Here is a 12,993-nt window from a genome sequence, read left to right as displayed (position 1 = left end):
ATGAGCAAGCCCGTTGACAGCGCTGTCAGCGCCGTCCGCACGTACATCGCCGCGCACCGCGCCGCCTTCCTCGACGACCTCGCGGAGTGGCTGCGGATCCCTTCGGTGTCGGCACAGCCCGACCACGCCGCGGACGTGGCCCGCAGCGCCGACTGGCTCGCCGCCGCACTCAGGGAGACCGGCTTTCCCACCAGCGAGGTCTGGGAGACGCCCGGCGCCCCCGCCGTCTTCGCCGAGTGGCCGTCCGACGACCCGCAGGCACCCACGGTCCTCGTCTACGGACACCACGACGTGCAGCCCGCGGCCCGCGAGGACGGCTGGGACACCGACCCGTTCGAACCGGTCGTCCGCGGGAACCGGCTCCACGCGCGCGGCGCGGCCGACGACAAGGGGCAGGTGTTCTTCCACACACTCGGGGTGCGCGCCCACCTCGCCGCCACGGGACGCACGACCCCCGCGGTGCACCTGAAAATGCTGATCGAGGGTGAGGAGGAGTCCGGCTCGCCGCACTTCCGTGCCCTCGTCGAGAGGCACGCGGACCGGCTCGCCGCGGACGCGGTGATCGTCTCCGACACAGGCATGTGGTCCGAGGACACCCCGACGGTGTGCACCGGCATGCGTGGCCTGGCCGAGTGCGAGATCGAGCTGCACGGGCCCGAGCAGGACATCCACTCCGGCTCCTTCGGCGGCGCCGTGCCGAATCCCGCCACCGAGGCCGCCCGCCTCGTCGCCGCGCTGCACGACGAGCACGCGCGCGTGGCCGTCCCCGGGTTCTACGACGGCATCGTCGAACTCACCGACCGTGAGCGGGAACTCTTCGCCGAACTGCCTTTCGACGAGCAGCGGTGGCTGCGTACGGCGAAGTCGGCGGCGCCCCACGGAGAGGCAGGGCACACCACCCTGGAGCGCATCTGGGCCCGCCCGACCGCCGAGGTCAACGGCATCGGCGGCGGTTACCAGGGACCCGGCAGCAAGACGATCATCCCGTCCTCGGCCACGGTGAAGCTCTCCTTCCGGCTGGTCGCGGGTCAGGACCCGGACCACATCGAGAAGGCCGTACGCGCCTGGGCGGCCGACCGGCTGCCCGCCGGGATCCGGTACGAAATCACGTTCGGCGCGGCGACCCGGCCCTGCCTGACGCCGCTCGACCACCCGGCTCTGCAGTCCGTCGTACGCGCCATGGGCCGCGCCTTCGAGCAGCCCGTCCGCTTCACCCGTGAGGGCGGCTCGGGGCCCGCCGCGGACCTTCAGGAAGTCCTGGGGGCACCCGTCCTCTTCCTGGGCATCTCGGTCCCGTCCGACGGCTGGCACGCGCCGAACGAGAAGGTGGAACTCGATCTCCTGATGAAGGGCGTCGAAACCGCCGCCCACCTGTGGGGCGACCTGGCCGAGAACTGGGGCGAGGCACACTGAGAAGGCCCGGCCACGTGCTGAAGAACGACGTCCGGACCCGTCCCGCCGCAGACCCTGCCGAACCGCCCGTCGAAATAACCGTTCCACCGGGGGAGTTGGAAGCACCCGTGACCACCTGGACCGACCGCACCGCCGACCGACCCATTTCGCTCACCGCACCGAGCGGCATCGACCGGGCGGCCCACCACCGCCTCGACGAGGCCTGGCTCGCGGCGGCGTGGAGCCACCCCACCACCCGCGCCTTCGTGGTCTCCGGCGGTCAGGTCCTCATCGACGAGACGGCGGACGGCACCACCGAACTCGTCATGACCCCGTCCTTCGAGGCCCCGCTCACCGAGGCGCACCGCTACTTCCTGGGTACCGACGACGACGGCGTGAGCTACTTCGCCCTGCAGAAGGACGCCCTGCCGGGCCGTATGGACCAGTCCGCGCGCCCGGCGGGGCTGCGCGAGGCAGGGCTGCTGCTGTCCCCCCGCGACGCGGGCCTGATGGTGCACGCGGTCGCCCTGGAGAACTGGCAGCGGCTGCACCGCTTCTGCTCGCGCTGCGGCGAGCGCACGGTCATCGCGGCCGCCGGTCACATCCGCCGCTGCCCGGCCTGCGGTGCCGAGCACTACCCGCGCACCGATCCGGCCGTGATCATGGCGGTCACGGACGACGACGACCGCATCCTCCTGGGCCGCCAGGTGCACTGGCCCGAGGGCCGCTTCTCCACGCTCGCGGGCTTCGTCGAGCCCGGCGAGTCCATCGAGGCGTCGGTGCGCCGTGAGGTCTTCGAGGAGGCCGGTGTCACGGTCGGCGAGGTCGAGTACGTCGCCAGCCAGCCCTGGCCCTTCCCCTCCAGCCTGATGCTGGGCTTCATGGCCCGCGCCACGTCGGCGGAGATCAACGTCGACGGCGAGGAGATCGAGGAGGCGCGCTGGTTCTCCCGCGAGGACCTGCGGGCCGCCTTCGAGTCCGGTGAGGTGCTGCCTCCGTACGGCATCTCGATCGCGGCCCGGCTGATCGAGCTCTGGTACGGCAAGCCGCTGCCCCGCCCGGGCGGCTCGGCACTCTGACGTCCGCCGCGTCGCGGGCCGGGCACGGAGGCCGTCGCCCGCCGCGCCGCGCGGGCCGGGCACGGAAGCCGCCACCCGCCGCGTACGGGGGAGACGGCGGTTCCCGTACCGGCCGCGGCCGTCGGGCCGCGGGCCGGCCGCGCCCGGACTACGCGTTGATCTTCTGCTTGACCTGCGCCAGCGAAGGGTTCGTCAGGGTCGACCCGTCGGGGAAGAGGACGGTCGGAACCGTCTGGTTCCCGCCATTCGCCTTCTCCACGAACGCGGCGGACTCCGGGTCATGCTCGATGTTGACCTCGTTGTACGAGATGCCCTCCCGGTCCATCTGGCTCTTGAGCCGACGGCAGTAGCCGCACCACGTGGTGCTGTACATCGTCACAGTGCCCGACATCTTCGTTGTGCTCCTTCGCGGCAGGGTGCGGTTCGCAGTGAGTGGAACGTACGTGACGCGGGCGCCATTCCCGTCCGCGGGGCCCCGCGGGCCCCGCGGGCCCCGCGGGCCCTCGGACCGCCGGACCGCGCGACCGCTGTGACGCCTGCCGCATTAGTACGACTACGAGTGCCCCCCTGTGGACAACCGGCTCATCCGTCTCCGGCGACCTGGCAGCATGGCGGTGTGACAGCAGCAACGCACTCCACCCTCTTCCCGCAGGTACCGGACACGGCCGACGCGGTGCTCGACGGGCTCGACCCCGAGCAGCGCGAGGTGGCCACCGCTCTGCACGGTCCGGTGTGCGTGCTGGCCGGCGCCGGCACGGGCAAGACGCGGGCGATCACCCACCGCATCGCCTACGGGGTGCGCGCGGGGATCCTCCAGCCCTCCAGCGTGCTGGCCGTCACCTTCACCAACCGCGCCGCGGGAGAGATGCGCGGCCGCCTCCGTCAGCTCGGCGCCTCCGGCGTCCAGGCCCGCACCTTCCACTCGGCCGCCCTGCGTCAGCTGCAGTACTTCTGGCCGAAAGCCGTCGGTGGCAGCATGCCCCGTCTCATCGACCGGAAGATCCAGCTCGTCGCGGACGCGGCGGCCGCCTGCCGCATCCGTCTCGACCGGGGCGAGCTGCGGGACGTGACCGCGGAGATCGAGTGGTCCAAGGTCACCCAGACCGTCCCCGGCGACTATGCCGCCGCGTCCGCCAAGGCCGGTCGGGAAACCCCGCGCGACCCCGCGGAGATCGCCCAGCTCTACTCGGCGTACGAGGACCTCAAGCGCGACCGCGCGGTCATCGACTTCGAGGACGTCCTGCTGCTGACCGTCGCCGTCCTGCAGGACCGGCACGACATCGCCGAACAGGTCCGCTCCCAGTACCAGCACTTCGTGGTCGACGAGTACCAGGACGTCAGCCCGCTCCAGCAGCGCCTCCTGGAGCTGTGGCTCGGCGAGCGCGACAGCCTCTGCGTCGTCGGTGACGCCAGCCAGACGATCTACTCCTTCACCGGCGCGACCCCCGACCACCTGCTCGACTTCCGCACCCGCCACCCGGGAGCCACGGTCGTCAAGCTCGTCCGTGACTACCGCTCCTCGCCCCAGGTCGTCCGTCTCGCGAACGGACTGCTCGCCCAGGCTCGCGGCCGCGCGGCCGATCACCGGCTGGAGCTGATCTCCCAGCGCGGTCCCGGCCCCGATCCCGTCTACGCCGAGTACACGGACGAGCCCGCCGAGGCCGAGGGCGCGGCCCGCCGCATCCGCGACCTGATCGCCTCCGGGGTCCCGGCGGCGGAGATCGCCGTCCTCTTCCGCACGAACTCCCAGTCCGAGATCTACGAACAGGCCCTCGCCGACGCCGGAGTGCCCTACCAGCTGCGTGGTGCCGAGCGCTTCTTCGACCGCCCGGAGGTGCGCAAGGCAGGAGTCGCGCTGCGCGGCGCGGCCCGCTTCGGAGGCAACGACTCCCTCCTGGACGACGTCGTCGACCTGCCCTCGCAGGTCCGTGCGGTCCTCTCGGGCGAGGGCTGGAGCAGCCGACCCCCTGCCGGATCCGGAGCGGTCAGAGAGCGCTGGGAATCGCTGGCCGCCCTGGTGAATCTCGCGCAGGACTTCGCCACGGCCAAGCCCGACGCCACCCTGGGCGACCTGGTGGCGGAGCTCGACGAGCGCGCCGGTTCCCAGCACGCTCCGACCGTCCAGGGCGTCACCCTCGCCTCGCTGCACTCCGCCAAGGGCCTGGAGTGGGACGTCGTCTTCCTGGTCGGTGTCGCCGAGGGCATGATGCCGATCACCTACGCCAGGACGGACGAACAGATCGAGGAGGAGCGCCGCCTCCTCTACGTCGGCGTCACGCGGTCCAGAGAGCGGCTGTTCGTCTCCTGGGCGCTGTCCCGCTCGCCCGGCGGCCGTGCGAACCGCCGGCCGAGCCGTTTCCTCGACGGGCTGCGCCCCGGCTCCGTCGCCACCGCCGGCCGCAGTGGGGCAGCCGGAGCGGGAGGTGTCGAGCGCGGCGTCGGGAGCGCCGGTGGAAGTGCGGTGCGGCGCACCAGCCGGACCCCGGCCCGGTGCCGGGTCTGCGGCCGCACGCTCACGGACGCCGGCGAGATGAAGCTGATGCGCTGCGAGGACTGCCCCTCGGACATGGACGAGGGGCTCTACGAGCGGCTGCGGGACTGGCGGGCGGTCCAGGCGCAGCGCAGTGGGCAGCCGGCCTTCTGCGTCTTCACCGACAAGACGCTGATGGCGATCGCCGAGTCGGTGCCCGACGACGAGGGCGTGCTGGCGCGGATCCCCGGCGTCGGAGTGCGCAAGCTCAACCGCTTCGGAGCCGACGTTCTGGCCATCTGCGCAGGTCGTGAACCCTCGGGGGGCAACGAAGTTGATTGATTCAAACTCGTCGAGAAAATAGTTTGCGCATGCCCCAGCGCTCCCCATAGGTTCTTAACACGGAAACGGCGGCCTTCTCCGAGGCCCTGGTTTCGTGCTGTACTTAACAACCGTCGGACCGGTTCATCCCGGTCCCTCTAGACGCCGAGAGGAGGCGATTCCAGTGATCAGCATCAACTTCAGCTCCGCCAGCACCGCCAAAATGACCGATCGCTCGGTCGTCTCCGCTTGCACGCTCGGCGCCCCGGACCTGGGCACCGGTCTGTCCGGCATCTCCGCCGTCCGTCCGGCGTCCGTCGTTTCTCTCGCGGGTCTTCCCATCCGTGAGCGCAATGAGCGACCGATCCAGGCACTGGAAGCAGTAACGGCACAGGTGCGGACCTATGCCTTTGCGGCGGCCGGTGCCGGATCCCTGGAGCAGACGAAGCAGCACCACACGATGTGGGCCTTCCGTGGGCCTGAACCCTGGAGTGATCCAGCCTGATCTCGATCAGGCCGGCGCCTTCAGGGCCGCGGAACCCCACCCGGGATCCGCGGCCCTTCTGTTTGTCCCCGACCGGGGACAGCCGGAGCGAAGGGGCCTCGGGACAAGAAAAGAACCCGGTACCAAGCCGCCAACCGGCCAATCGGCCGGCACGACCAGACGAGGAAAACAAACCGTGCAACTCGAAGCGCACGCCCCGTCCGTACCGCCTTCCGAGACGATCCTCCCGCCCGGCCCCACCGAGGACTCCACCGTGACTCCGCTCACCGCGCTCACCGCGCTCGACGACGCCATCGAGAACCTCGGCGTACCCGTCCCCTGCCGCTCCTACGACCCGGAGGTCTTCTTCGCCGAGTCGCCGGCCGATGTCGAGTACGCCAAGTCCCTCTGCCGCACCTGCCCGCTGATCGAGGCCTGCCTCGCCGGGGCGAAGGAGCGGCGTGAGCCCTGGGGTGTCTGGGGTGGCGAGCTCTTCGTCCAGGGTGTCGTCGTGGCCCGCAAGCGGCCGCGTGGCCGTCCGCGCAAGAACCCGGTCACAGCATGAACACCGTAGGAACGATCGATCGCCCCCTCACGAACGACCCCAAGAAGCAGGCCCCGATGACGCCGTCCACCACCGAGCCCGCCGGCTCCGCGACCCCAGACTTCTCCACCACCGGTGCGCACGACTCGCGCCAGAACAGGACCCGAGAAATGCAACTCATCCCAGAAGCCATGGCTCGTGCGCATATGCACGAGCGACTGCACGAAGCCGAGCGGGAACGCCAGGCCGTGCGCCTGGCCGCCGCCCGGCGGATGCAGCGCCGTGCGGAGCGCGCCTCGATGCGCGCCCGCCGGGCGCTGGCCATGGCCGTCATGCAGTGACCGCGGACGGTCGCGGGCAGTAGACACCACCTCACCGCGGGGGCCGGTCCGGAGGGACCGGCCCCCGCGGTGCGTGGGGGCACCGAAGTGCTCGGCGCGGGGATATCGTCGCCGGGTGACGAGTCTTTCCGGGGACAGTGACGACAGCGGCTCCGCGCGGCCCGCCGAGACGGCCGAGCCCGTGAGCATCGTGTGCGCCCGCTGCGGCAGCTCCGCTGAAGGGCCACCGCTCACCTGGACCCGCTCCGTGGAGAACGGCACCCCTCACTACCTCTGCGACGGGTGCGCCCGAGCCAATCTCCGGGCGATCGAGGGCCGCCTGGACTCGGCCTGGTGGTAGGCGCGTTCACGCCTCCGCGGCTGCCTCCTCCTCCAGCAGCCCGTCCGGCGCGTCCTCCTCGGGGAGGAAACCGGGCAGCCACTCCTCCAGTTCGTCCCTCAGCCGCACCGTCGCACCCAGTTGGCACAGGACGCCGATGGTGCTGAGGGTGACCCGGTGGATCAGCAGGTACGACGGCGGCAGATTGAGCTGCCTGCCGAGCTGGTGGGCGGGCGACCGGGGGTCGGCGATGCGTGCGGCCTGGCTGCGCATCCAGCCGCGGGTGAAGGTGAACTCGTCCGCCTGGGCCGGTTCGATGATCGGGAGCAGATAGTCGAGGACCGCGTCGGGGTCCAGCTCTATGGACTCCTTGACGAAGCCCTCCGTGCACAGAAGTCCGTAGACCGCCTCGGCTTCTCCCCCGATGGTCATGCGCAGGGAGCTGCCGATGGTCGGGGGTAGACCGCCCGGCAGCCGGTCGACGGTGCCGAAGTCGAGGACGCCCAGCCGCCAGCCCGCCTTCTCGTCCGGCAGGAGACGGAAGTTGCCCGGGTGCGGGTCGGCGTGCAGCAGTCCGGTGCGGGCGGGGCCCGAGAACAGGAAGCGGGCCAGCAGCTGACCGGCCCGGTCACGCTGCTCCCTCGTGCCGTCGGCGATCACCTCCGAGAGCGGTGTCCCGTCGATCCACTCCGTCACCAGTACCTGCTCGCACTGGTGGACGACGACGGGGACCACCACGTCGGGGTCGTCGGCGAACTCCTCCGCGTGGGCCGTCTGGGCCTGGGCCTCCAGGCCGTAGTCGAGCTCCTCCGAGACCCGGTCGCGCAGCTCGGTGATCAGCGGCTTGATGTCCATCCCGGGGATGAGCGGACCCAACAGGCGCGCGAAACGGCCGAGTTGGGTGAGGTCCGACAGGAGGGCCTCGCCCGCGCCCGGGTACTGCACCTTGACCGCGACCTCGCGCCCGTCGTGCCACACCGCCCGGTGCACCTGGCCGATCGAGGCCGCCGCCGAGGGCTTGTCCTCGAATTCCCGGAAGAGCTCCTGCCAGTCCTCGCCGAGTTGCTTCTCCAGTACGGAGTGCACGGTCCGGGTCGGCATCGGAGGCGCGGCCTCCTGCAGCTTGGTCAACGCCGCGCGGTAGGGCCCCGCGACCTCCTCGGGCAGCGCGGACTCGAAGACGGACAGGGCCTGCCCGAACTTCATCGCCCCGCCCTTCAGCTCGCCGAGCACCTTGAACAGCTGCTCCGCCGTGCGCTGCTGGAGTTCGCGGCCGACGATCTCCGCCGACTTCCCGCCGATGCGTTTGCCCAGCCCCCAGGTCGCCCGCCCGGCGAAGCCGAGCGGGAGCGCGGCGAGCTTGGCGGTCCGGGTGACCGCCTTGCGCGGAAGATCAGACATGCGCCCTCCAAGTCCCAGACAGCCGCGCGGCGTGCGCCTCGTGGCGTGACCCCGCCGACGGCTGTTGCTCCGCCATTGTCTCGTGCGGTCCCGTGTCCTTTGGGGTGTGTTCTTCGTTACCTCTCCCCGCCGCCCCGCACGGACACGCGGGGTGCGGCCACACCGGCCGTGCGTGCCAGGTCAGGGTCGGCACCGAGGCCTCCCAGCGCGTCCCGGCGCCGACGGGCGGCATGCCGTCGAGGAAGGCGAGCGCGTGGCCGGCGGCCAGTCCGGCGACGGCAGTCGACAGGGCGAGGTCGCAGGCCTGGGCCTGCCGGCGGCCGCCCGACCGCCACTGGGCGACCAGTCGTGGCCACGTCTGGTCCCGGTCGGTGCGGGCCCGGTCGAGACAGCCCGCACATCCGGTCTCGCCGGGCAGCACCAGAGGGCCCACCACACCCGTCCCCTCCACGACTCCGGCATAGAGGTGCGGAGTCCCGGAGACGATCAGCGGTTCGACGGCGGCCGGGTCGGGCGCGTGGACCGCCAGTCCGTCCCGGGGCGCGAGGATCACCAGCGACCAGCCGGACTCGTCCGGTGGGACGGCGGTCCGGTCGACCGGGGCGCAGGTGTGCCCGACCGGATCCGAGGTAGGCGGCGTCCGGTCCTCCGGTGGATGCGGTGCGGGTTCCCGCCGATGGCGCGGGCGCCGGTCGGGGGCCGCTCGCCGCACCGCCCGCCGGGCGGCGTCCTCCCTCCGCTCGCCGACGCACTCGGCGGACAGCCCTCCGGGAGCCACATCACCCGGCTCCACCCGGCCGCCGTCACGGACGTGGACCTCGCCCACCCCCGCGCCCGCCAGCAGCGCGGCGAGCACGACGCCCACCCGGCCCGCACCCCGCACCTGCACCCGCAGGGAGCGGCGGGCGGCCAGGCGTTCGATCGCCTCGCCCGGTGCGGAAGTGACCAGGGAGAGGGAGGCGAGGTCCGGCCGGAGCCGGTCGAGGACCTCCTGCTTCCCACGGAGGGCGTCGGCCGCCGGACCGCCGCCCGTCGCGTCGTCCAGCAGACCTGAGCGGGCCAGCCGCTCGACCAGGCCGTCGACATGACCGTCCGGCAGACCCATCCGGCGTCCCTCGTCGCGCAGCAGCGGCAGTCCGCGCGTCCCGTCCAGCAGGGTCAGGAAACTGCCCGTCGCCGTGTCCACCGGGCCCAGCACTATCGCGTGCGCCGGTGCCATGCCGAACTGCACGGTGTTGAGATCCCGCCAGCCGCGCCGCAGCGCGGGTTTCACCATTGGATGCATGACCGGCCCCCGTAACTCTCGGATCGTCCCCGTGTGTCGCTGGTCAGCGGCCCAGCTCCGCCGACGACTGCCAGCATGCCCGCCCTGCCCGCCGCGGTGCCGAAAGTTGTCCACAGGCTGCCGCATTCGTCGTACGAATCCAGCGCAGTGAGTGCGGATCGCCACGGAACCGTCCCGGAGGCGGGACTTTCACCAAGTGCAACGGGTAACGTCGGGGCGTGCCCGCCGACCCACTGCACCGCGCCGGAAAGCCACAGCGCAGCACGACGAGCCTGCCGCCGAGCGGCACAGGGGCGAGCGCGATCGAGGTCCGCAGGAGTGCTCGCCGACGCAGAACGGTCTCCGCGTACCGCGAGGGCGATCGCACCGTCGTGCTCATCCCCGCCCGGATGTCCGAGGCGGAGGAGCAGCGCTGGGTGAGCGTCATGCTCGACAAGCTGGCCGCGCAGGAGAGCAAGCGGAAACTCGGTGACCGGGAGCTGTCCGAGCGCGCGGCGCGGCTCTCCGGCCTGTACTTCGACGGCCGCGCCCGTCCCACGTCGGTCCGCTGGGTCACCAATCAGAACACGCGCTGGGGCTCCTGCACCCCCTCCGAGGGCAGCATCCGGCTCTCGCACCGGCTGCAGGGCATGCCGGAATACGTCGTCGACTACGTCCTGGTCCACGAGCTCGCGCATCTTCTCGTACCCGGCCACGGGCCCCGTTTCTGGCGGCTCCTCGAGGCCTATCCCCGCACCGAGCGGGCCCGCGGCTACCTCGAAGGAGTGGTCGCCGCCGACCGGCTGCCCCACCGGCCCGCCGTGGCCGAGGACTGAGGACCCCCGTCCCCGGCGGTCCGTGCGAAGCCCGGGGCCGGGATTGTGTACCGGGTCTGTACCGGCTTCGTCCGCTCCTGAAGTTTGCCGTTAGCCTGACGCGACGCACTCGCTTCGGGATGGGGGACGGTCGTTACGCATGGCCAGGGAATTCCAACGCGGCCACAAGGCCAAGATCAGTGACCTCACCGCGGGCACCGATCTGTACGTAGGCGTGCAGATCACCGGCCCCGGGCTGACCTTCGACATCAGCTGCTTCGGTCTGGACGCCGACGAGCGGCTGTCGGACGACCGGTACTTCGTCTTCTTCAACCAGCCGAAGTCCCCCGAGGAGTCCGTGCAGCTCCTCGGCGCCCAGGCGGGGGACACGGAGTCCTTCCGCGTCACCCTCGACAGGATCCCGCCGCAGATCCACAAGCTGTCGTTCACGGCGACGCTCGACGGTGCCGGGCAGATGTCGCAGATCGCTTCCGGATACCTCCGCATCGTCGCGGGCGGCGAGGAGGTGGCCCGGTACGCGTTCAGCGGCGCCGAGTTCTCGACGGAACGTGCCGTCATGCTGGGCGACTTCTACCTCAAGGACGTATGGCGGTTCGCGGCCGTGGGACAGGGCTTCGACGGCGGACTCGACGCGCTGCTGAAGAACTTCGGCGGCGAGGTCGCCGACGCGGAGCCCGCGGCCCCGCAGCAGCCGCAGACCGGCGCCTCCCCGTCCTTCGCACCGCCCGCCCAGGCGACCGCCCCGCCCGCCTTCGGTGCCCCCGCCCCCGCGCCGCAGCCCGCCGCGCAGGGCTTCGCACCGCCGGCGGGAGCCACTCCGCCGCCCGCCCCGGCACCCGCGGTGCACGCCGCACCGACCATCATCGCGCCGCTCACGCCGCCCGGCGGCCCCGTGCCGCCGCCCGGACCCGCGCCGTACGCGCAGCCGCCCGGCCAGCCCGGTCCGCCGCCCGGCTACGGACAGCCGCCGCCCGGGCAGAGCGCCCCGATGCCGCCCGGCTACGGGCAGGCCCCGGGCGCGCCCCCCGGCTACGGGCAGGCCCCGAGCGCGCCCCCCGGTTACGGCCAGCAGGCCCCGCCTCCCGGCTACGGTCAGCAGCCTCCGTACGGACAGGTCCCCGGTCAGACCGGTGCGCCCGCGTCCTACGGTGCTCCTCAGGGCGCCCCGCAGGGCGGCGCCGGTGTGGCCGCCGCGCTCCATGCCTTCAAGGAGACGCCCACCGGCCAGCGGTGGACCCAGCAGAACAAGAAGCTGGTCCGGGTCGACCTCGGCGCCGGCGGCGACCAGGCAGTCCTCGCCCGGCAGGGCAGCATGGTGCTCTACCAGGGCAAGGTCGACTTCAGCTACAAGGGAGCGGGCTTCGCCGGACGGATCGTGGGCAACGCGACCGGCCAGGAGATGCAGCTCATGCGCTGTTCCGGCCGGGGCCAGGTCTTTCTCGCCGACAACTCGACGATGCTCCACCCCATCGAACTCCAGGGCGACGGGATCTGTGTGTCCGCGGAGAACGTCCTCGCCTTCGACGAGACGCTCCAGTACGAGGTGCGCCGCGTCGAGGGACACGGCATCCCCGGGGGCGCGCTGTTCACGATGCAGTTCCAGGGGACCGGCACGATCGTGGTGAAGACCCACGGCGCGCCCGTCGTGCTGCCGGTCACGCCCACCACGTTCGCCGACTGCAACGCAGTCGTGGCCTGGTCGGCGGCCTCCCAGGTGATCGTCTCCAGCCAGGTGCGGATGCGCCGCAACGCCTATCCGGGCGACACCGGCGAGAGCGTGAACCTGCAGTTCCGGGGCGCGCCCGGCAATTTCATCGTCGTCCAGCCGTACGAGGTCTGAGGGAGCCCGTCATGAATCAGCCATTCGCGGGCTTCGCCCCGGCACCCGTCACCGCCCGCATGGAGAACCACGGCAACCACATGCTGAAGGTCGCCATGCAGACCGGAAACGACCTCCTCGCGCGCGTGGGGTCGATGGTCGCCTACGAGGGGTTCGTGCAGTACGAGCCCAACCCGCCGGCCGTACGCCAGATCGCGCGCGACTGGATGACCGGCGAGGGCGCGCCCCTCATGAAGTGCTCCGGAGACGGCCTGCTCTATCTCGCCGACTACGGCGCCAACGTGGTCGTCATCAACCTCAACGGGGACGCGATCTCCGTCAACGCCACCAACCTGCTCGCCTTCGACGCGCACCTCACCTGGGGTGTCGAGCGCGTCAAGGGGCTCGCCAAGTTCGCGGGGCAGGGGCTGTGGAACACCAAGATCTCCGGCCAGGGCTGGGTGGCGCTGACCTCCCGGGGCAAGCCGATCGTCGTGGACTGCGGCGGCGGCGAGGACGAGACGTACGTCGACCCGGACGCGCTCGTCGCCTGGTCCCCGAACCTGAAGGTCAAGGGCAAGCGCAGCTTCAAGGCGCAGTCTCTGATCGGGCGGGGCAGCGGCGAGGCGTACCAGATGGCGTTCTCCGGGCAGGGCATCGTCGTCGTCCAGCCCAGCGAGGACAGCACCGACCGCCTCCGGATCCGGGGCTGAGGGGGAACAG

At 71.7% G+C, this 12,993-nt stretch carries 13 protein-coding genes; 10 read left to right on the top strand and 3 right to left on the bottom strand.

What is annotated here, in order from left to right; all coding sequences use genetic code 11:
- Entirely contained in the window at nucleotides 1-1,413 is a 1,413-nt protein-coding gene (locus AC0ZLC_RS14680) for a dipeptidase (protein ID WP_476752378.1), read from the top strand.
- A gap of 107 nt (nucleotides 1,414-1,520) precedes the next feature.
- Complete coding sequence (gene nudC / locus AC0ZLC_RS14675; protein ID WP_476752377.1) at nucleotides 1,521-2,471, top strand: NAD(+) diphosphatase; 951 nt, start codon at nucleotides 1,521-1,523, stop codon at nucleotides 2,469-2,471.
- Between the two features lie 148 nt (nucleotides 2,472-2,619).
- Here the strand turns inward: nudC and AC0ZLC_RS14670 are convergent, their stop codons facing one another.
- Nucleotides 2,620-2,862 carry a mycoredoxin gene (locus AC0ZLC_RS14670; RefSeq protein WP_476752376.1) on the bottom strand — a complete coding sequence of 81 codons (243 nt, stop codon included), beginning with the start codon at nucleotides 2,860-2,862 and terminating at the stop codon, nucleotides 2,620-2,622.
- A 225-nt stretch (nucleotides 2,863-3,087) separates the two neighbouring features.
- On the opposite strand from AC0ZLC_RS14670, the gene AC0ZLC_RS14665 reads away from it, so the two are divergent.
- From AC0ZLC_RS14665 to AC0ZLC_RS14645, 5 genes are all read left to right on the top strand, one after another.
- Nucleotides 3,088-5,283 (top strand): ATP-dependent DNA helicase UvrD2, encoded by a 2,196-nt coding sequence (locus AC0ZLC_RS14665; RefSeq protein ID WP_476752375.1) that lies wholly within the window; start codon nucleotides 3,088-3,090, stop codon nucleotides 5,281-5,283.
- Nucleotides 5,284-5,446: 163 nt separating this feature from the next.
- Nucleotides 5,447-5,767 (top strand): hypothetical protein, encoded by a 321-nt coding sequence (locus AC0ZLC_RS14660; protein WP_476752374.1) that lies wholly within the window; start codon nucleotides 5,447-5,449, stop codon nucleotides 5,765-5,767.
- Nucleotides 5,768-5,942: 175 nt separating this feature from the next.
- The gene (locus AC0ZLC_RS14655) at nucleotides 5,943-6,311 is read left to right on the top strand and encodes a WhiB family transcriptional regulator (RefSeq protein WP_476752373.1); all 369 of its coding nucleotides are present in this window, start codon (nucleotides 5,943-5,945) and stop codon (nucleotides 6,309-6,311) included.
- Complete coding sequence (locus AC0ZLC_RS14650) at nucleotides 6,308-6,631, top strand: hypothetical protein (protein WP_476752372.1); 324 nt, start codon at nucleotides 6,308-6,310, stop codon at nucleotides 6,629-6,631. Before AC0ZLC_RS14655 ends, AC0ZLC_RS14650 begins: the two co-directional genes overlap by 4 nt.
- A 115-nt stretch (nucleotides 6,632-6,746) precedes the next feature.
- A complete protein-coding gene (locus AC0ZLC_RS14645; protein WP_476752371.1) occupies nucleotides 6,747-6,971 on the top strand; it encodes a hypothetical protein in 225 nt (74 codons plus the stop codon).
- A 6-nt stretch (nucleotides 6,972-6,977) separates the two neighbouring features.
- Here AC0ZLC_RS14645 and AC0ZLC_RS14640 read toward each other — a convergent pair whose 3' ends face one another.
- Both AC0ZLC_RS14640 and AC0ZLC_RS14635 read right to left on the bottom strand, forming a co-directional pair.
- Nucleotides 6,978-8,351, bottom strand: coding sequence for an ABC1 kinase family protein (locus AC0ZLC_RS14640; RefSeq protein ID WP_476752370.1), 1,374 nt, complete (start codon nucleotides 8,349-8,351; stop codon nucleotides 6,978-6,980).
- Nucleotides 8,344-9,636 carry a TOMM precursor leader peptide-binding protein gene (locus tag AC0ZLC_RS14635; RefSeq protein ID WP_476752369.1) on the bottom strand — a complete coding sequence of 431 codons (1,293 nt, stop codon included), beginning with the start codon at nucleotides 9,634-9,636 and terminating at the stop codon, nucleotides 8,344-8,346. The genes AC0ZLC_RS14640 and AC0ZLC_RS14635 overlap by 8 nt, the downstream gene beginning before the upstream one ends.
- 218 nt (nucleotides 9,637-9,854) lie before the next feature.
- On the opposite strand from AC0ZLC_RS14635, the gene AC0ZLC_RS14630 reads away from it, so the two are divergent.
- The 3 genes from AC0ZLC_RS14630 to AC0ZLC_RS14620 all read left to right on the top strand — a co-directional run bounded on the left by AC0ZLC_RS14630 (nucleotide 9,855) and on the right by AC0ZLC_RS14620 (nucleotide 12,983).
- The gene (locus tag AC0ZLC_RS14630; RefSeq protein WP_476752368.1) at nucleotides 9,855-10,451 is read left to right on the top strand and encodes a M48 metallopeptidase family protein; all 597 of its coding nucleotides are present in this window, start codon (nucleotides 9,855-9,857) and stop codon (nucleotides 10,449-10,451) included.
- A gap of 139 nt (nucleotides 10,452-10,590) precedes the next feature.
- A complete protein-coding gene (locus AC0ZLC_RS14625) occupies nucleotides 10,591-12,291 on the top strand; it encodes a TerD family protein (RefSeq protein WP_476752367.1) in 1,701 nt (566 codons plus the stop codon).
- An 11-nt stretch (nucleotides 12,292-12,302) separates the two neighbouring features.
- Nucleotides 12,303-12,983 (top strand): AIM24 family protein, encoded by a 681-nt coding sequence (locus tag AC0ZLC_RS14620; protein WP_476752366.1) that lies wholly within the window; start codon nucleotides 12,303-12,305, stop codon nucleotides 12,981-12,983.
- The last annotated feature ends 10 nt before the right edge of the window (nucleotides 12,984-12,993 follow it).

The sequence above is a fragment of the Streptomyces sp. GLSS-08 genome (assembly GCF_056387915.1).
Note: the sequence above shows the minus strand (reverse complement) of the source record. Positions and strands in the feature narration are given on the sequence as shown.

What these genes read in the sequence shown, in the direction of transcription:
- AC0ZLC_RS14680 (WP_476752378.1), top strand. Translation starts at nt 1, where the DNA reads ATGAGCAAGCCCGTTGACAGCGCTGTCAGCGCCGTCCGCACGTACATC.
- AC0ZLC_RS14670 (WP_476752376.1), bottom strand. Translation starts at nt 2,862, where the DNA reads ATGTCGGGCACTGTGACGATGTACAGCACCACGTGGTGCGGCTACTGC.
- AC0ZLC_RS14650 (WP_476752372.1), top strand. Translation starts at nt 6,308, where the DNA reads ATGAACACCGTAGGAACGATCGATCGCCCCCTCACGAACGACCCCAAG.
- AC0ZLC_RS14640 (WP_476752370.1), bottom strand. Translation starts at nt 8,351, where the DNA reads ATGTCTGATCTTCCGCGCAAGGCGGTCACCCGGACCGCCAAGCTCGCC.
- AC0ZLC_RS14635 (WP_476752369.1), bottom strand. Translation starts at nt 9,636, where the DNA reads ATGCATCCAATGGTGAAACCCGCGCTGCGGCGCGGCTGGCGGGATCTC.
- AC0ZLC_RS14625 (WP_476752367.1), top strand. Translation starts at nt 10,591, where the DNA reads ATGGCCAGGGAATTCCAACGCGGCCACAAGGCCAAGATCAGTGACCTC.
- AC0ZLC_RS14620 (WP_476752366.1), top strand. Translation starts at nt 12,303, where the DNA reads ATGAATCAGCCATTCGCGGGCTTCGCCCCGGCACCCGTCACCGCCCGC.